Below are 17,177 nucleotides of genomic sequence, written 5' to 3'. Positions count from 1 at the left end.
GATGTTTTGCATCTGTTTCGGGCAGTTTGAGGTGGTGTTCAGAACCGATCCTTGCGGCTGCGTATCTCTGCGAACACCTCGGCAGGGTCGGCGCCGTTCATCCCCAGATGCGCCTGCACGTCCGGATCGGCGGCGCGCAGGAACGGGTTTGTTGCGAGTTCATCGGACAGGACCGAGGGGACTGTCGGCTGCCCTTGCGCGCGTGCCGCCTCGATTGTCTCTGACCGGGATATAAGCGCGGGATTGCCGGGATCAATAGTCAGCGCGAAACGGGCGTTGGCGGCGGTGTATTCATGGCCGGAGCAGATCAGCGTGTCGGGCGGCAGCGCGGCCAGTTTCTGCAGGCTGTTCCACATCTGCGCCATGGTGCCCTCGAAAACCCGGCCGCAGCCCAGGGCCATCAGGCTGTCGGCGGTAAAGGCGACACCGCTCTGGGCAAAGTAGAACGCGATATGCCCCAGGGTGTGGCCCGGCACCTCGATCACGGTTCCGGTCTCGCTGCCGATGGTGACAGTGTCGCCCTCGCTGACCGTATGGTCGAGCGGCGGCAGGCGGTGGGCGTCCGCCGCGGCGCCGGTAACGCGGGCGTCATGAGCCGCCAGCAATTCATCAAGCCCCTGCACATGGTCAGCGTGGTGGTGGGTCAGGAACACCTGCGTCGCCCGCCAGCCACGGGCATCGAGCGCCGCCAGGATCGACGCCGCCTCGGGGACATCGACCACGGCGGTTTCGCCCGTGCCGAAGTCATGGGCGATATAGGCATAATTGTCGTCCAGGCAGGGTATCGTCTCGACCTGCAGTGTCATGGTGTTTTCCCATTTGCCGGTTACTGCTAGGCTCAGACTGACTGATTGGAACGGCGGCTGCAATGCATCTGGACGTGCAGGACCTGAGGAATTTCTATTATCGCCGTCCGCTTGGACGGGCGGCGCAAAAGATCGTGCGCGCCGAGGTGCTGAATTTCTGGCCCGAGGCCAAGGGTCAGACGGTGTGCGGTTTCGGTTTCGCGGTGCCGTTCCTGCGCCCCTATCTGTCGGATGCCCGGCGGGTGGTGGCCTGCATGCCGGCGCCGCAGGGGGTGATCCGCTGGCCGCAGCAGATGCCCAATGTTTCGGTTCTGTGCGAGGAAACACGCTGGCCGCTCGAAACCGGTCATGTCGACAAGCTGCTGGTCGTGCACGGTCTGGAAACCTCGGAACAGCCCGGTGCCTTGATGCAGGAATGCTGGCGCGTGCTGGGGCCGGGGGGAACGGCGCTGTTCATTGTCGCCAACCGCGCCGGGCTGTGGTCGCGCAGTGACCGCACCCCGTTCGGATTTGGCCGCCCCTATAGCCAGAGCCAGCTGGAAAGCCAGTTGAGAGAGCATGGCTTTCTGCCTGAACGCCACACCACGACGCTGTTTCAGCCGCCTTCCGAACGGCGTTTCTGGCGCAAGACTGCCGGCATGTGGGAAGGGCTGGGCGGGCGGCTGTCGATGGTGCTGGCCGGCGGGGTGCTGATGGTGCTGGCGTCGAAACGGGTGCATGCCCCCACCAGCACCGGGCTGCGCGCCACCGTGCGCAAGCCGCTTGAGGTGCTCAAGCCCAAGCCCGAGGCAAAACCGGTATAGGCCCGCGCGGCGGATTTCAGCCCGTTAGCGCCACCATCGCGTGGCTTGCGCGCCGAGGAATCGCGGATTCCACCCGCCGGGGCCGAAGTTTTTGTGGCAATCATTCGGTGCAAACCGTCGCAGGAGTAGCAAGTCTTTGAAATGGCTTCGTATTCAACGGTATGCAAACTTTTTCAACCGGCTTGCTAGGTGGGTAAGGCTCTGCTACACCCCAGCCGAATTTCGGTGTAACCGTCGTGACATCGTGTCTCAACGCCCCTGGAGGACGGCAGCCTTTCGCCGTCGTTTTCATGCACCGGGGCCAGAAATCGGAAGGGTGGACGTGTCCGAACCAGCTTCGATCTCATCCGGCATCGCCAAGCGCTATGCCACCGCCATGTTCGAGATTTCGCAGGAAAACGGAACTCTCGACAAGCTGGAAGCCAACATTGCCGATCTCGCTGCCGCGCTTGATGGCAGTGAAGAATTCCGCGGCTTTGTCAGCAGCCCGATCCTGTCGCGGGCCGACCTCAAGGCCGGCATCACAGCCGTCGCCGAAAAGATGGGCCTGATCCCGGTTCTGCGGAACGGCCTGGCCGTGATGGCCGACAAGCGCCGCCTTTTCGCGCTGCCGCAGCTGCTGGATCGCCTGCGCGTGATGGTCGCCGATCACAAGGGCGAAGTCAGCGCCGACGTCATCAGCGCCAAGGCCCTGACCAAGGCCCAGGCGGAAAAGCTCGCCGCGACGCTCAAAGCCAGCGTCGGCAAGGACGTGAACATAAATGCGACCGTCGATGAAAGCCTCATCGGTGGTCTTGTCGTCAAGGTTGGCTCGAAGATGATCGACACCTCGATCCGCTCGCGCCTCAATTCCCTACAGAACGCAATGAAAGAGGTCGGATAAATGGGTATCCAAGCTGCAGAGATTTCTGCGATCCTGAAGGACCAGATAAAGAACTACGGCAAAGACGCCGAAGTGGCCGAGGTCGGCCGGGTTCTGTCTGTGGGTGACGGCATCGCGCGGGTCTACGGGCTCGACAATGTGCAGGCCGGCGAACTGGTGGAATTCCCCGGCAGCGTCATGGGCATGGCACTGAACCTCGAGACCGACAACGTCGGTGTCGTGATCTTCGGCTCCGACCGCGAGATCAAGGAAGGCGACACCGTCAAGCGCACCAAGTCGATCGTCGACGTGCCGATCGGTGACGAGCTGCTGGGCCGCGTCGTGGACGGTCTTGGCAACCCGATCGACGGCAAGGGCCCGATCAAGACCAAGAACCGCGGCGTTGCCGACATCAAGGCGCCGGGCATCATCCCGCGTAAATCGGTGCATGAACCGATGGCAACCGGCCTGAAATCGGTTGACGCCATGATCCCGATCGGCCGTGGCCAGCGTGAGCTGATCATCGGCGACCGCCAGACCGGCAAGACCGCTGTTGCGCTCGATACGATCCTGAACCAGAAAAGCTATAACGAGGCCGCCGGCGACGACGATAGCAAAAAGCTCTACTGCGTCTATGTCGCCATCGGGCAAAAGCGCTCGACCGTGGCGCAGCTGGTCAAGAAGCTGGAAGAAAACGGCGCGATGGAGTATTCCATCGTCGTGGCCGCAACCGCATCCGACCCCGCGCCGATGCAGTTCCTGGCCCCCTATTCGGCCACTGCGATGGCCGAACATTTCCGCGACAACGGCCGCCATGCGCTGATCGTCTATGATGACCTTTCCAAACAGGCCGTGGCCTATCGCCAGATGTCGCTGCTGCTGCGCCGTCCGCCGGGGCGTGAAGCCTATCCGGGCGACGTGTTCTACCTGCACTCTCGCCTGCTGGAACGCTCGGCCAAGCTGAACGAGGAAAACGGTGCCGGTTCGCTGACGGCGCTGCCGATCATCGAAACCCAGGGCGGCGACGTGTCGGCGTTCATTCCGACCAACGTGATCTCGATCACCGATGGCCAGATCTTCCTGGAAACGGAACTCTTCTACCAGGGTATCCGCCCGGCCGTGAACACCGGTCTGTCGGTGTCTCGTGTGGGATCCGCGGCGCAGACCAAGGCGATGAAATCGGTCGCCGGGCCGGTCAAGCTGGGCCTCGCCCAGTACCGCGAGATGGCCGCGTTCGCGCAGTTCGGGTCGGACCTTGACGCCGCCACCCAGGCCCTGCTGAACCGGGGCGCGCGTCTGACCGAGCTGATGAAACAGCCGCAGTATTCGCCGCTGACCAACGCCGAGATCGTGTGTGTCATCTATGCAGGCACCAAGGGGTATCTCGACAAGATCGCCGTCGATCAGGTCGGCCGGTTCGAGGAAGGGATGCTGAACCACCTGCGGTCCAAGCATCAGGACCTGTTGGACTGGATCACCACGGAAGACCCCAAGATTGCGGGCGAAGCCGAGGAAAAGCTCAAGGCCGCGATTGACGAGTTCGCCGCGGACTTCGCGTGACGCGGGGGAGAGGGCATGCCCAGTCTTAAGGACCTTAGAAACAGGATCGAGTCGGTCAAATCGACCCGCAAGATCACCAAGGCCATGCAGATGGTGGCCGCCGCAAAACTGCGGCGGGCACAGGATGCTGCCGAGATGTCGCGCCCCTATGCGGAGCGGTTCAACCAGGTGATGGGCAAACTGGCCGCATCGGTGGGTGACAGCGAAAGCGCGCCGGCGCTGCTGCGCGGTACCGGTCGTGACGAAACCCACATGCTGGTGGTGATGACCGCCGAGCGCGGGCTTTGCGGTGGCTTCAACGGCAACATCGCCAAGCTTGCCCGTGCCGAGATCGAAAGTCTCAAGGCGCGGGGCAAGACCGTCAAGATCATCACCGTGGGCCGTAAGGGCCGGGATGCGCTCAAGCGCGAGTTTTCCGACCTTTTTGTCGATCATGTCGACCTGACCGGTCTGCGCAACGTGGGCTATTCCAACGCCCAGGCGGTTGCTGAAAACCTGCTCAACCGCTTCGAGGCCGGTGAATTCGACGTCGCCAAGATTTTCTTTTCGCGGTTCGAGAATGTCGTCAGCCAGATCCCGACCATTCAGCAGATCATTCCGGCCGATGTGCAGGGCGGTGACGAAACCGGGGATGCGAGCGCATTCTATGATTTCGAGCCCGACGAGCAGGAAATCCTGCGCGAGCTGCTGCCGCGTGGCGTGGCCACCGCGATCTTCAGCGGGCTGCTGGAAAACGGCGCCTCGGAACAGGGCGCACGGATGTCGGCGATGGACAACGCCACCCGCAACGCAGGCGAGATGATCGAAAAGCTGACAATCGAGTTCAACCGCTCGCGTCAGGCGGTGATCACCAATGAGCTGATTGAAATCATTTCGGGCGCGGAAGCGCTCTGACGAGAAACCGGAGATACGAGACATGGCAAACGCAAAAGGCACAGTCACCCAGGTGATCGGCGCCGTCGTGGACGTGCAGTTCGGCGATGACCTGCCGGCGATTCTGAACGCGCTGGAAACCGACAACAGCGGCAAGCGGCTGATCCTCGAGGTTGCGCAGCACCTGGGCGAGAACACCGTGCGCTGCATCGCGATGGACGCCACCGAGGGCCTCGTGCGCGGGCAGGAAGTGACCGACACCGGCGGCCCGATCACCGTTCCGGTGGGCAACGGCACGCTCGGCCGCATCATCAACGTTATCGGCGAGCCGGTTGACGAACAGGGTCCGGTGAAAACCGATGCCCGCCGCGCGATCCACCAGGAAGCGCCGGAATTCTCGGATCAGGCAACTGAATCGGAAGTCCTGGTGACCGGGATCAAGGTCGTCGACCTGCTGGCCCCCTATGCCAAGGGCGGCAAGATCGGCCTCTTTGGCGGTGCCGGCGTTGGCAAGACGGTTCTGATCATGGAACTGATCAACAACATCGCCAAGGTGCACTCGGGCGTGTCGGTGTTTGCCGGTGTGGGTGAACGGACCCGCGAAGGCAACGACCTTTACCACGAGATGATCGAATCGGGTGTTATCGTTCCCGACAATCTGGAAGAATCGAAAATTGCGCTGGTCTACGGCCAGATGAACGAACCTCCCGGAGCACGGATGCGGATCGCCCTTTCCGGCCTGACGCTGGCCGAGCAGTTCCGCGACGAAACCGGGGCAGACGTTCTGTTCTTCGTCGACAACATCTTCCGCTTCACGCAGGCCGGTTCGGAATGTTCGGCCCTGCTGGGTCGTATTCCTTCGGCTGTGGGCTATCAGCCGACGCTGGCCACCGACATGGGCGCGATGCAGGAACGCATCACCTCGACCAAGGCCGGCTCGATCACTTCGGTGCAGGCCGTCTATGTGCCCGCCGACGACCTTACCGACCCGGCGCCGGCGACCTCGTTCGCGCACCTCGACGCCACCACCGTTCTGAGCCGTGCGATTTCCGAGCTTGGCATTTACCCCGCGGTGGACCCGCTCGACAGTACCTCGCGCCTGATGGACCCGGCTGTCGTGGGTGAAGAGCATTACAACGTAGCCCGTGACGTGCAGGGTATCCTGCAGCGCTACAAGTCGCTGCAGGACATCATCGCCATTCTGGGCATGGACGAGTTGTCCGAAGAGGACAAGCTGACCGTGGCCCGGGCGCGCAAGATCCAGCGATTCCTGTCGCAGCCCTTCGACGTGGCGCAGGTCTTTACCGGTTCGCCCGGCGTGCAGGTGCCGCTGGAAGATACGATCTCGTCCTTCAAGGCCGTGGTCGCCGGCGAATACGACCACCTGCCCGAGGGTGCGTTCTACATGGTCGGCGGCATCGAGGATGTGATCGCCAAGGCCGAAAAGATGGCCGCGGAAGCCGCCTGAGCGTGATAGCCGCGCCCCGACCCGGGCGCGGCCCGTCTTTCCAAGGAGGCCCTGAATGGCTGACACAGTGCAATTCGACCTCGTGAGCCCCGAGCGCCTGCTGGCCTCGGTCGCGGCCCGCGATGTGCGCCTGCCCGGCGCCGAGGGCGACATGACCGTGCTGCCCGATCACGCCCCGCTGATCACCACGCTGCGCCCCGGCATCGTCCGGGTAACCAGTGCGGACGGCGAACGGGAATACGTGGTCACCGGCGGTTTCGCCGAGATCAACCAGGAAAGCATCTCGGTTCTGGCCGAGCGCGCGATCCCGCGCGAGGACATCACCCAGGAACATTTCCAGGAGATGATCGACGCGGCCAATGCGCGGCTGGAAAAGGCGCAGGACGCCTACAAGAACGAGCCAGGCCCCGTCGATGAGGCCGCCAAGCTGCTGGCCGACATGGTGGCGATGGGCGACGAGATCGGCCTGGGCGCGAACTGACGCGAGACAGCCAGTGTTTCAAAATGGGCTCCGCCTTGGCGGGGCCCATTTTCTTTGCTGTTACCCGTCTATCGGGCAGGGCGTCTTGCCGCAAATGCCATGCCTCATGCCGGGAAAGGAATGAAACGATGGCGGTGGCGGCCTATTCCGGGCCGATCGCGTCAAGGATGCGGCAGTTCGAGATCGTACCGCCGCCACTGCAGCTGTCAGAGATGCGTGTCAGTTCCTTGGCCAATGCTTGCAGGTCGGTGATCTTGCGCTCGACCTCGGCCAGGTGAGCGGCAGTAATCTGATCCACCATCGCGCAGGAATGCTGGGCGTTGGTGGAAAGTTCCAGCAGCTCTCGAATCTGATCCAGGGTAAAGCCCAGGTCCCGGCAGCGCCTGATGAACCTCAGGCGTTCAAGCGCCCTGGTGTCATAGGTCCGGTAATTGCCGGCACTGCGGGCAGGGGGTGCAAGCAGCCCGACCTTTTCATAGTACCGGATCGTGACGACCTTGGTTCCCGTCGCCCGGGCAAGATCGCCAATCTTCAGGTCACGCTGTTCCATGTCTTGACCCTATAGTTGCTATAGATCGCATATAGGGGTGAACCACAACGAAGGCGAGATCCCTGATGCCCTGCTGTTCCGAAGATACCTGTTCATCGAGCGCGATCGCGACCGGCCGCTACCGCACCATCCTCTGGATCGTGCTTGCGATCAACGCGGGCATGTTCCTGATCGAGATCGTTGCCGGCCTGGCCGCCGGATCGGCATCGCTGCAAGCAGACGCTCTCGACTTTTTCGCGGATGCGGCCAATTACGGGATCAGCCTGTTCGTGCTTGGTCTGGGAATCCGCTGGCGGGCGCGTGCCGCTCTTGTGAAAGGTGGCTCGATGGGGCTGTTTGCCCTTTGGGTTATCGGAAGCGTCATCTGGCACATGTTGCATGGTACCGTGCCCGGTTGGACCACGATGGGTGTGGTGGGCATGGCCGCACTGGTGGCAAACACCATCTGTCTGGTGCTCTTGTATGCGTGGCGCGATGGCGATGCGAACATGCGCTCGGTGTGGATATGCTCGCGCAACGATGTCATCGCGAACATGGCTGTCCTGGCCGCGGCGCTTGGGGTGTTCGGCACCGGGACCGGCTGGCCGGACATCATTGTGGCCGCGGTCATGGCGATACTGGCGATTCAGGGGGCGCTGACGGTGGTTCGCCAGGCGCTTTTCGAACTGCGCGAGGATCGCCGGTCCGACCCGGTTCCGGCCCTCAGATAGGGGGAAGAGGCGCGGATCGGCAGGGGATTGAACGAAGGCCGGGGGCCGAACCATGCCGGCGGCGAAACTCCCTGCTTTTTCATGCCGCGCGCCTGAAAGCCATGCAATTCCCACGGCTTTGCCCGCCGGCCGCCATTTTTCACTGCACATCTGCCGTCCGGATCATTTATAAGGGCTGTTCAGGGTGAGGCCGAGACGGGAAACATGAAGGAAATACCAAGCGGGCTGATCGGGATAGACCAGGGCGATGACGTCCTGTTTTCCGATTTCGAGGATGGCGGCGACATGTGGACCGGTGACGGCAACCGCGAACGCCGTCGGCGCCTGAGCTTTGCCCGCAGTTTCCGTGACCCGCCCGCGGTCTTTGTTTCGCTGTCGATGTGGGACTTTCACCATATCGTCAACGCCCGCGCCGATGTGACGGCCGAGAATGTGCTGCCGGATAGTTTTGATCTGGTCTTTCGCACCTGGGGCGACACGCGTGTCGCGCGGGCGCGGGTGCGCTGGATGGCGATCGGGGCACTGGCGGGCGAGGATGACTGGGAACTCTACTGACACCGGCAGGCGCGCCCCGCCGGGTTATTTCCCGAACTGGCCCTCATAGATAGGTTCCAGCGTCGGGATTTCGAACAGTGACGAAACGCTGGTGCCGTTCCAGATGTTCAAAATCGCCTGCGCAAATACCGGCGCGGTGGGAATGATGCGGATATTGGGCGTGGCCTTGACCGCCTCGGTCGCGGCAATCGTGTCGGTGATGACCATCGACTTGAGCTGCGATTTGGTGATCCGTTCGACCGCCGGGCCGGACAGAACGCCGTGCGTGGTGTAGGCGTGAACTTCGCTCGCGCCATTCTCGATCAGGATGTCGGCGGCCTTGCACAGCGTGCCGGCGGTGTCACACATGTCGTCGATGATGATGCAGACCCGGTCGGTGACGTCGCCGATCACCGTCATCTCGGACACCTCGCCGGCCTTTTCACGCCGCTTGTCGACGATGGCCAGCGGCGCCACGATCCGCTTGGCCAGCTCGCGCGCCCGCGCCACGCCGCCCACGTCGGGCGAGACCACCATCACCTGGTCCATGCGATCGCGGAACTGGGTCTGGATGTCGAGCGCGAAAACCGGCGAAGCGTAAAGGTTGTCGACCGGGATGTCGAAAAACCCCTGGATCTGGGCGGCGTGCAGGTCCATCGTCAGCACCCGTTCAACGCCGGCTTCGACGATCATGTTTGCCACCAGCTTGGCCGAAATGGGGGTGCGCGCCTTGGAGCGACGGTCCTGACGGGCATAGCCGAAATAGGGGATCACGGCGGTGATGCGCAGGGCCGAGGACCGGCGCAGCGCGTCGGCCATGATCAGCAGTTCCATCAGGTTGTCGTTGGCCGGGTTCGAGGTCGACTGGATGATGAACATGTCCTCGCCGCGGACGTTCTCGAACACCTCGACAAAGATTTCCTGGTCGTTGAAGCGTTCCACCCGCGCCTCGACCAGCCCGATGGGCGCGCCGCGATGCATCGTCATTCGACGGGTGATGGCCTTGGCAAGCGGCAGGTTGGCGTTGCCGGAAATGAGCTTGGGCTCGGGCGTGATCGACATTGGCAGGGATCCCGGGTGGTGACAGTAACAGATTCGTGTCGTTGAACACCGCTTAGCACGCGCGTACGGTCTGGCAAACTGCGGTAACGGAGCATTCTGCATGGCCCACATAGATTATTTTGTGTCGTTGCTGTCACCCTACGCCTATCTGGCGGGAACCCGGATGGAAGAGGTCGCAGCGCGGCACGGTGCATCGGTCGCATACAGGCCTTTTGACATCGTCGCGCTTTTTGCACGCACCGGCGGCACGCCGGTCAAGGACCGTCACCCCAATCGCCTGGCCTATCGGGCCGAGGACCTGCCGCGCCAGGCCCGCAAGCACGATATGCCGTTCAACCTGAAACCGGCGCATTGGCCCACCAATGCCGCGCCGGCCTCTTACGCCGTCATCGCCGCGGGAAACGCGGGCGGCGGCGACATGGGCGCGCTGGTACACGGGTTCCTGCGCGCCTGCTGGGCAGAAGAACGCGACATTGCCGACGACGCGGTGATCAAGGATTGCCTGTCACAGGCGGGGTTCGACCCAAACCTGGCCGACAGCGGCCTGCTGAGCGGGGCGGAAACCTATGCCGCCAACCTCGAGGCTGCGATTGAGGCCAGCGTATTCGGCGCGCCGTTCTATGTCGTGGACACGGGGCAGAAATTCTGGGGCCAGGACCGGCTGGAAGATCTGGACCTGCACCTTGCTGGCAAGCTCTGACAGGCTGAGCGCCGTCAGCCGCGCGCCAGCGCGATGAAGCGGTCGATATCTTCCTCGGGTATCGACCAGTCGCAGACCAGCCGCGCCAGCAGCGGCTGATCGGCGTCGCCGGTGTCGAGCGGCCCTTCGGACAGCCCGTAAACGGCCCCGCCCGCGTGCAGCCGCTGATGCACGGCGCGGGGCAGGCGGACAAAGATCATGTTGGCCTGCATCTGGGCCGCCAATTCCGCCCCCGGCACCGTCAGCAGACCGTCGGCCAGCCGCGCTGCGCGCTCATTCGCCGTGCGGGCCGAGCGCAGCCACAGATCGTCCTTTAGATAGGCCAGCATTTGCGCCGACAAATAGCGGTGCTTGGAAAAAAGTTGCGCCGCGCGTTTGCGCCGCAGCGCGAATTCCCACGCGGGTGACGGGTCGAACAGAATTACCGCCTCGACACCGACGCAGCCGTTCTTGGTGCCGCCAAGGCTGACCATGTCGATGCCGGCGGCTTGGGTCATCTCGGCCGGGCTGCACCCCAGCGCGGCCAGCGCATTGGCCAGGCGCGCGCCGTCCATGTAACAGCCCATGCCATGCGCCCGCGCCACCCCGGTCAGCGCAGAAAGCTCGGCCAGGTCATAGACGCGGCCGCGTTCCGTCACCTGCGTCAGGGCCAGCGCCCCGGGCTGGGGGACATGCACGTCGCCCACGGGCAGACTGCCGATGGCGTCTGCCAGCGCCTGCGGCGTCATCTTGTCGTCCTCACCCACCAGCGTCAGCTTGGCCCCGCCGGTATAGAATTCAGGCGCGTTGCATTCGTCGGTGTTAATATGTGCCAGCGGCGTGCAGAACACGGTCTGCCAGGGTTCGACCATCGTTGCCAGCGCCAGCGAATTGGCGGCGGTGCCGGTGGCAACCAGAAAGACCTCTGCCTTTGGCGCGTCGAACAGGGTGCGGATGCGCTCGCGCACCTCGTTCATCGCGGCATCGTCGCCATAGGACGGGGCATAGCCGTGATTGGCGTCGGTCATCGCTGTCAGAACCTCGGGGTGCGCCGGCCCGCAATTGTCGGAGGCAAGGTTCATGGCAGCGGCTCCTCTATCAGGTGATCTTCCCAGTCGTCCTCGGCCACCTCGAATTCGGGCACCGTGCGTTGCCGCATTGAAACGCCGGCGTCATGCACGGACTCGGCTGTGCCCGAGATCAGCGGGTGCCAGTCGTATAGCGGCTTGCCCTGGTAGAGCAGCTTGTAGGCACAGGTTTCGGGCATCCAGTAAAGGTTGCGGTCCAGATTGGCCGGGCTCAGCGTGATGCATTCGGGCACGAACTGGTGGCGTATTTCATACTGAGCGCAGCGGCAGGTGGTGTCGTCGAAAAGACGGCAGGCAACGCGGGTGAGAACGACCTCGCCGGTTTCTTCGTCTTCGAGCTTGTTGAGACAACACTTGCCGCAGCCGTCGCACAGGGCCTCCCATTCCGGGCGGGTCATGCGGTCCAACGGAGTGGTTTCCCAATAGCGCGGTCGCAGGCCGCCGCGGTCGATGGGATCGGCGGTCATAGCGCGGCGAGAATCTTGCGCGCCTCGGCGCAGTCGGCGTCCATCCGGGCAATGAAGGCCTCAAGATTGTCGAACGTGGCCTCGGGGCGCATGTATTCGACCAGCCCAACCGATAGCTCGGCATTGTAGAGGTCGCCCGAGAAATCGAAGATGTAGGTTTCCAGGTTGGGAACCTCGCCATCGAACATCGGCCGGATGCCAAGGCTGGCGGCGCCGTGATACTGCCCCTGCCAGCGCCCCGACAGCACCTCGACCAGCACCGCGTAGACGCCGAAACGCGGCGGATGCAGTCCGGCGATGGACATGTTGGCGGTGGGATAGCCCAGCTTGCGCCCACGCTGTTCGCCGCCCACCACCGGCCCGTCGATGCGGTGCCAGTGCCCCAGCATCCGGGCGGCGTCGCGCGGGCGGCCTTCGCTCAGCGCCTTGCGGATCGCGGTCGATGATACGGCGCCCTCTTCGCCTGTCAGCAACTCGGCAATGCTGACCTCGAACCCCATTTCCGTGCCAAAACGCTGCAGGTCCGCGGTATTGCCCGCGCGCCCTTTGCCGAAACAGAAATCGGCGCCGACGACGACATGACGCAGGCCCAGCCCCTCGCTGATCACCTCGCGCGCAAACTCCTCGGGGGTGAACGACGACAGGGCTGCGTTGAAATTCAGCTCATACAGGCGTTCGACGCCCAGCTTTTCCAGCCGGTGCGCGCGTGCCTCGCGCCCGGTCAGGCGAAAGGGCGGGGCATCGGGGGCGAAGTATTCGCGGGGATGGGGCTCGAACGTCAGCACGCCAAGCGGAGCGCCGATGCGCTGACCGGCCTCGTGCGCCTGTGCGATCACGGCCTGGTGGCCCAGGTGCACGCCGTCGAAATTGCCGATGGCGACCGAGGCGCCCCGGTCGGCGGGATCGAGATAGGTGTAATCGCGGATAATTCGCATGCGGGGTGGGTAGCTCCATGCGCGTGCGGGTGCAAGCAGGGATGAAACGCGCGCGGCGGCGACCGGGGCCCGGATTCGGGCCCGTGGCCTGGGCTCAGTCGAACTTGCCCGAGGGCGCCAGCACCGTTGCCTCGCCCACCAGCACCTTGCGGCCCTTGACCATGCAGCGGCAATCCAGCGTCACCCGGCGCTTGGCGTGGTCGATGCCGGTGACCTCGACCTCGGTCTCGACCGTGTCGCCGGGGCGCACGGGGGCAAGGAATTTCAGCGTCTGGCCCATGTAGACGGTACCATGCCCGGGCAGCTGTTCGCCGATCACGGCCGAAATCAGCCCGGCGGTCAGCATGCCATGCGCGATGCGCCCCTCGAATATCGTGTCGCGGGCATAGTCGTCATCCAGGTGCACCGGGTTGCGGTCGGTGGACACCTGCGCGAACATCTCGATGTCATCGTCGGTCACGACCTTGCGCAGACTGCGGGTCATGCCCATCTCGATTTCCTCGATGGTGATGGTTCCGCGTGGCATGTTGTCCAACATCTGATCCTCCGGGATGATCGAGACCGAAACAATAGTGACGAAATGGCGCTGATTTCGGTAACTTTATTACTTCGCAACTGCAGAAAATCAAGCGTTTTTTTGCTAGCGCAACCGTCCGATGACAAAGGTCGGCGTGACCTTTTCGGCGTCCAGAAATGCCTTTAGCGCCGCTTCGTCGGGTTGATCGGTGGTGCGCGTCGCCACGGCCGCCAATCCGCCGGCGATGAAAAGGCTGTCAATGTCTTCGCCCATGGCGCCGGCGATATCGGTCTGCGCGCCGTCGCCGATGGCCAGAATGCGGCCGCGCGGCACGTCCCGGTTCAGCGCATCGAGCCGGCGATAGGCAAGGTCATATATGGGGGGGTGCGGTTTGCCGAAATACAGGCTTTCGCCGCCCATCTCGGTATACATCCGCGCCAGCGCCCCGGCGCACCATTCGCGCGTTTCGCCACGGTCGACGACGATATCGGGATTGGCGCAGAGCAGTTTCAGCCCCTTCTGCTTGGCATAGAGCAGGTCGGGGCGGCTGTCGTCCAGGTCGGCCATCGGGTCGAAGGGGCCGGTGCAGACGATGCCCTCGGCCTCGGCCAGGGGGACGCGCTCTATTTCGATCGGGTCGTCGATGATCTGCAGAGGCTCGAAAAACTTGAGGTCCGTTTCCTGCCCGATGAAATAGATCTTGCTGCCCACCGCGCCGCGAAACATCGCCGCGCGCGCGCTGTCGCCCGAGGTGGCGATGGTGTCCCAGCAGTCGCGCGGCACGCCAAAGGTGTCGAGCTGCCGTTCGACCCGGTTGCGGGCGCGGGGCGAGTTGGTCACCAGCACCACCGTGCCGCCGCCGGCGCGATAGGTCCGCAGGGCCTCGACAGCCTCGGGAAACGCGGTGATGCCGTTGTGGACGCAGCCCCACAGATCGACGAACAGGGCGTCGTAGGGGCCGGAAACCTCGGCAAGCGATGTGATGATCCGGGTCATGGGGCGTGGCCTTTGGCTATGCTGTCAGACCTGCGCAGATATGGCAGGCGCGCGCCGCATTGACCAGTGCCGCGGATGACGTTTCCGGCAGGATCCGGCACGGCCGCCAGGCCCCGCGCGGGGCCTAGTGAACCGCGACCGGCACCAGATCGTGCTGGCGGGCCAGCACATAGGCCAGCGACCGGTCGCGCACCAGCGCCAGGCGCTCGCCCTCGGCGTTGTGCACGGCGTAAAGCGTGGTCAGCCCGCCAAGTTGCTGGCGCAGCTCTTCGGGCAGTTCATCGGCGTTGACCTGTCGGACATAAACGATGGGCCGCTCGGTTTCGGTGCCGAAATCATACTTGGTATCCATGTGGCTATCCCTTGTTGATCTTGATGGCCTGCACGACCGTTTCGGGCTGGGCGCGTTTGAGATCGATGTGCAGCAGGCCGTTTTCCATGGTCGCCTCGCCCACCTCGACACCGTCGGCCAGCACGAAGGAGCGCTGGAACTGGCGCGCGGCGATGCCGCGATGCAGAAAGACGCGGTTATCGGCTTCCTCTGTCTGGCGCCCGCGGATGACCAGTTGCCGGTCCTCCAGCGTGATCGACAGATCGGATTCGGAAAATCCCGCCACCGCCAAGGTGATGCGATAGCTGCCCTCGCACGTCTGTTCGATGTTTAAGGGCGGATAGCCCTCGTTGCCGGATTTGGCGCTGCGTTCCAGCAACCGTTCGAGTTGCTCGAACCCCAGCATGTAGGGGTGCGACCCCAGGGACAGTTTTGTCATTCGGTGCGTCCTTTTTCGATCAAGCGACGGTCCGTTTCAGGCCGCACCCCTGGCAGGCGATGCGACCTGACCCGAATATGGGGGCGAGGGGCACGCCGCGCAAGAGCTTTGCCAAAACGGGTACTTGGGCTACTATCGAACGCCCGACCGGCAGGGAGAATCGGCCAGAATGAACATGTTCAACGACCTGTCGATGAAATCCGACGAGGTTCTGCGCGTCGAACTCGAAGAGTTCCGGCGCCAGCACCGCGACCTGGACGAGGCGATTCACGCCCTGCAGGAACGCGGCACCGCGGACCCGCTGACCGTCAAGCGGCTCAAGCAGCAGAAATTACGGCTCAAGGATCGTATCGCCTGGATCGAGGACCGGCTTTACCCCGACATTATTGCGTAGCCGCCGCCAGTGCGTATAGTGCGCCTTCCCCGCGATGGGGTTGCAGGCGAAAGGGCGCGACATGGCCGGAATTCAGGTTGGCATCGTCATGGGCAGCCAGTCGGACTGGGCGACGATGAAACACGCCGCCGACATGCTGGACGAATTGGGCGTGCGCTACGAGGCGCGCATCGTTTCCGCCCACCGCACCCCTGACCGTTTGTGGGACTATGGCCGCGCCGCCGCCGGGCGCGGGCTGAAGGCGATCATCGCCGGTGCCGGCGGGGCGGCCCATCTGCCCGGCATGATGGCGTCCAAGACGCGCGTGCCGGTCATCGGCGTGCCGGTGCAGACACGCGCCCTTTCCGGGGTCGACAGCCTGTATTCCATCGTGCAGATGCCGCGCGGCTTTCCGGTGGCGACCATGGCCATAGGCGAGGCGGGGGCGGTCAATGCCGGGCTGATGGCGGCCGCGATTCTGGCCAATGACGACACGGCGCTGGCCGAGCGGCTGGACGCATGGCGCGCGGCGCTGTCCGATTCGATCCCCGAGGAGCCCATTGATGACTGAACCGCTGGCGCCCGGGCCCTGCATCGGCATTCTCGGCGGTGGCCAGCTGGGCCGCATGTTGTCGGTCGCGGCGTCGCGGCTGGGGTTTCGGACCTGCATCTATGAGCCAGGCAAGGATGCGCCCGCCGCCCACGTGGCGCAGGCCCATGTTCAGGCGGGCTATGACGACGAGGCGGCGCTGGCGCGCTTTGCCGAATCCGTCGATGTCGTCACCTACGAGTTCGAAAACATCCCCACCCAGGCGCTGGACGTGCTGGAACGGTTTTGCCCCGTGCGCCCCGGCCGGATGGCCCTGCGCATCAGCCAGGATCGGCTGGTTGAAAAGGCGTTTCTGAAGGATGTCGGGTTGGGTACAGCGCCCTTCTCCGCCGTCGATGACGAGGCGGACCTGGCCGAGGCACTGACCGAGATAGGCTGCCCCGCGATCCTCAAGACCCGCCGTTTCGGCTATGACGGCAAGGGACAGGTGCGCATCAGTGCAATCGAAGAAGCCGACGCCGCACTGGCGGAAATGGGCGGACAGCCGGCGATCCTGGAAGGGTTCGTCGATTTCTCGCATGAGGTATCGGTTATCGCCGCGCGCGGGCTGGACGGCAGCGTCGCCTGTTTCGACCCCGGCGAGAACGTTCACCGCGACGGCATCCTGCGCACCACCACCGTGCCCGCCCGGCTGAGCGCGTCGCAACGCGCCGACGCGGCGCTGCTGGCGGGGAAAATCCTGAACAAGCTCGACTATGTAGGTGTGATCGGGGTCGAGCTGTTCGTCACCGGCAGCGGCCTTCTGGTGAACGAGTTTGCGCCGCGGGTTCACAATTCGGGCCACTGGACGCAGGCCGCCTGCACCGTCGACCAGTTCGAGCAGCATATCCGCGCCGTGGCCGGCTGGCCGCTGGGCGATGGCAGCCGTTATGCCGACGTGGTGATGGAAAACCTGATCGGCGACGATGTCGACCGGGTGCCGCAGATCGCGCGCGAACCCGGAGCCGCGCTGCATATCTACGGCAAGGCTGAGACAAGGCCGGGCCGCAAGATGGGTCATGTCAATCGGGTGCGCGCGCTGGGTGGGGGCTGA

At 63.9% G+C, this 17,177-nt stretch carries 22 protein-coding genes; 12 read left to right on the top strand and 10 right to left on the bottom strand.

What is annotated here, in order from left to right; translation table 11 throughout:
- Positions 1 to 38: 38 nt before the first annotated feature.
- On the bottom strand, positions 39 to 806 hold the full coding sequence (gloB, locus tag DL899_RS11195) for a hydroxyacylglutathione hydrolase (RefSeq protein WP_111734441.1): 768 nt from the start codon (positions 804 to 806) through the stop codon (positions 39 to 41).
- 62 nt (positions 807 to 868) lie between these two features.
- Here gloB and DL899_RS11190 point away from each other — a divergent pair, with 62 nt between their 5' ends.
- The 6 genes from DL899_RS11190 (at position 869) to DL899_RS11165 (ending at position 6,853) form a co-directional block, all read left to right on the top strand.
- Positions 869 to 1,609: a class I SAM-dependent methyltransferase gene (locus DL899_RS11190; RefSeq protein ID WP_111734440.1), complete on the top strand. Its 741-nt coding sequence runs from the start codon at positions 869 to 871 to the stop codon at positions 1,607 to 1,609.
- 322 nt (positions 1,610 to 1,931) lie between these two features.
- Positions 1,932 to 2,492: a F0F1 ATP synthase subunit delta gene (locus DL899_RS11185; protein ID WP_111734492.1), complete on the top strand. Its 561-nt coding sequence runs from the start codon at positions 1,932 to 1,934 to the stop codon at positions 2,490 to 2,492.
- Positions 2,493 to 4,031 (top strand): F0F1 ATP synthase subunit alpha, encoded by a 1,539-nt coding sequence (atpA, locus tag DL899_RS11180; RefSeq protein ID WP_111734439.1) that lies wholly within the window; start codon positions 2,493 to 2,495, stop codon positions 4,029 to 4,031.
- A 15-nt stretch (positions 4,032 to 4,046) separates the two neighbouring features.
- Positions 4,047 to 4,925, top strand: coding sequence for a F0F1 ATP synthase subunit gamma (locus DL899_RS11175; protein WP_111734438.1), 879 nt, complete (start codon positions 4,047 to 4,049; stop codon positions 4,923 to 4,925).
- Between the two features lie 22 nt (positions 4,926 to 4,947).
- Positions 4,948 to 6,372, top strand: a complete 1,425-nt coding sequence (gene atpD, locus DL899_RS11170; RefSeq protein ID WP_111734437.1) for a F0F1 ATP synthase subunit beta — start codon at positions 4,948 to 4,950, stop codon at positions 6,370 to 6,372.
- 55 nt (positions 6,373 to 6,427) lie between these two features.
- Positions 6,428 to 6,853 carry a F0F1 ATP synthase subunit epsilon gene (locus tag DL899_RS11165; RefSeq protein ID WP_111734436.1) on the top strand — a complete coding sequence of 142 codons (426 nt, stop codon included), beginning with the start codon at positions 6,428 to 6,430 and terminating at the stop codon, positions 6,851 to 6,853.
- A 142-nt stretch (positions 6,854 to 6,995) separates the two neighbouring features.
- On the opposite strand, the gene DL899_RS11160 is transcribed toward DL899_RS11165, so the two are convergent.
- The gene (locus DL899_RS11160; RefSeq protein ID WP_111734435.1) at positions 6,996 to 7,403 is read right to left on the bottom strand and encodes a MerR family transcriptional regulator; all 408 of its coding nucleotides are present in this window, start codon (positions 7,401 to 7,403) and stop codon (positions 6,996 to 6,998) included.
- A gap of 65 nt (positions 7,404 to 7,468) precedes the next feature.
- Between DL899_RS11160 and DL899_RS11155 the strand changes: the two genes are divergently transcribed.
- Both DL899_RS11155 and DL899_RS11150 read left to right on the top strand, forming a co-directional pair.
- Entirely contained in the window at positions 7,469 to 8,113 is a 645-nt protein-coding gene (locus DL899_RS11155) for a cation efflux transmembrane domain-containing protein (RefSeq protein ID WP_111734434.1), read from the top strand.
- A 204-nt stretch (positions 8,114 to 8,317) separates the two neighbouring features.
- Positions 8,318 to 8,668 (top strand): H-type lectin domain-containing protein, encoded by a 351-nt coding sequence (locus DL899_RS11150; RefSeq protein ID WP_111734433.1) that lies wholly within the window; start codon positions 8,318 to 8,320, stop codon positions 8,666 to 8,668.
- Positions 8,669 to 8,692: 24 nt separating this feature from the next.
- Here the strand turns inward: DL899_RS11150 and DL899_RS11145 are convergent, their stop codons facing one another.
- On the bottom strand, positions 8,693 to 9,709 hold the full coding sequence (locus tag DL899_RS11145; protein ID WP_111734432.1) for a ribose-phosphate pyrophosphokinase: 1,017 nt from the start codon (positions 9,707 to 9,709) through the stop codon (positions 8,693 to 8,695).
- Between the two features lie 100 nt (positions 9,710 to 9,809).
- On the opposite strand from DL899_RS11145, the gene DL899_RS11140 reads away from it, so the two are divergent.
- The gene (locus tag DL899_RS11140) at positions 9,810 to 10,409 is read left to right on the top strand and encodes a 2-hydroxychromene-2-carboxylate isomerase (RefSeq protein WP_111734431.1); all 600 of its coding nucleotides are present in this window, start codon (positions 9,810 to 9,812) and stop codon (positions 10,407 to 10,409) included.
- 14 nt (positions 10,410 to 10,423) lie between these two features.
- On the opposite strand, the gene DL899_RS11135 is transcribed toward DL899_RS11140, so the two are convergent.
- The 7 genes from DL899_RS11135 to DL899_RS11105 all read right to left on the bottom strand — a co-directional run bounded on the left by DL899_RS11135 (position 10,424) and on the right by DL899_RS11105 (position 15,161).
- Positions 10,424 to 11,470, bottom strand: coding sequence for a threonine aldolase family protein (locus DL899_RS11135; protein ID WP_111734430.1), 1,047 nt, complete (start codon positions 11,468 to 11,470; stop codon positions 10,424 to 10,426).
- Positions 11,467 to 11,943, bottom strand: a complete 477-nt coding sequence (locus DL899_RS11130; protein ID WP_111734429.1) for a YcgN family cysteine cluster protein — start codon at positions 11,941 to 11,943, stop codon at positions 11,467 to 11,469. The genes DL899_RS11135 and DL899_RS11130 overlap by 4 nt, the downstream gene beginning before the upstream one ends.
- Positions 11,940 to 12,878 carry a bifunctional riboflavin kinase/FAD synthetase gene (locus DL899_RS11125; protein ID WP_111734428.1) on the bottom strand — a complete coding sequence of 313 codons (939 nt, stop codon included), beginning with the start codon at positions 12,876 to 12,878 and terminating at the stop codon, positions 11,940 to 11,942. Before DL899_RS11125 ends, DL899_RS11130 begins: the two co-directional genes overlap by 4 nt.
- A gap of 94 nt (positions 12,879 to 12,972) precedes the next feature.
- Entirely contained in the window at positions 12,973 to 13,416 is a 444-nt protein-coding gene (locus tag DL899_RS11120) for a MaoC family dehydratase (RefSeq protein WP_111734427.1), read from the bottom strand.
- A 102-nt stretch (positions 13,417 to 13,518) separates the two neighbouring features.
- On the bottom strand, positions 13,519 to 14,391 hold the full coding sequence (locus DL899_RS11115; protein ID WP_111734426.1) for a TIGR01459 family HAD-type hydrolase: 873 nt from the start codon (positions 14,389 to 14,391) through the stop codon (positions 13,519 to 13,521).
- Positions 14,392 to 14,515: 124 nt separating this feature from the next.
- On the bottom strand, positions 14,516 to 14,743 hold the full coding sequence (locus DL899_RS11110) for a DUF1150 family protein (protein WP_111734425.1): 228 nt from the start codon (positions 14,741 to 14,743) through the stop codon (positions 14,516 to 14,518).
- 4 nt (positions 14,744 to 14,747) lie between these two features.
- Positions 14,748 to 15,161, bottom strand: a complete 414-nt coding sequence (locus DL899_RS11105) for an Hsp20 family protein (RefSeq protein WP_111734424.1) — start codon at positions 15,159 to 15,161, stop codon at positions 14,748 to 14,750.
- Positions 15,162 to 15,330: 169 nt separating this feature from the next.
- Here DL899_RS11105 and DL899_RS11100 point away from each other — a divergent pair, with 169 nt between their 5' ends.
- The 3 genes from DL899_RS11100 to DL899_RS11090 all read left to right on the top strand — a co-directional run bounded on the left by DL899_RS11100 (position 15,331) and on the right by DL899_RS11090 (position 17,177).
- Entirely contained in the window at positions 15,331 to 15,555 is a 225-nt protein-coding gene (locus DL899_RS11100) for a YdcH family protein (protein ID WP_111734423.1), read from the top strand.
- 61 nt (positions 15,556 to 15,616) lie between these two features.
- On the top strand, positions 15,617 to 16,105 hold the full coding sequence (purE, locus tag DL899_RS11095) for a 5-(carboxyamino)imidazole ribonucleotide mutase (protein WP_111734491.1): 489 nt from the start codon (positions 15,617 to 15,619) through the stop codon (positions 16,103 to 16,105).
- Positions 16,098 to 17,177: a 5-(carboxyamino)imidazole ribonucleotide synthase gene (locus DL899_RS11090; protein WP_111734422.1), complete on the top strand. Its 1,080-nt coding sequence runs from the start codon at positions 16,098 to 16,100 to the stop codon at positions 17,175 to 17,177. Before purE ends, DL899_RS11090 begins: the two co-directional genes overlap by 8 nt.

Source organism: Roseovarius amoyensis, assembly GCF_003260265.1.
Lineage (GTDB): Bacteria > Pseudomonadota > Alphaproteobacteria > Rhodobacterales > Rhodobacteraceae > Roseovarius > Roseovarius amoyensis.
This window is presented reverse-complemented; position numbering and strand designations above follow the sequence as displayed.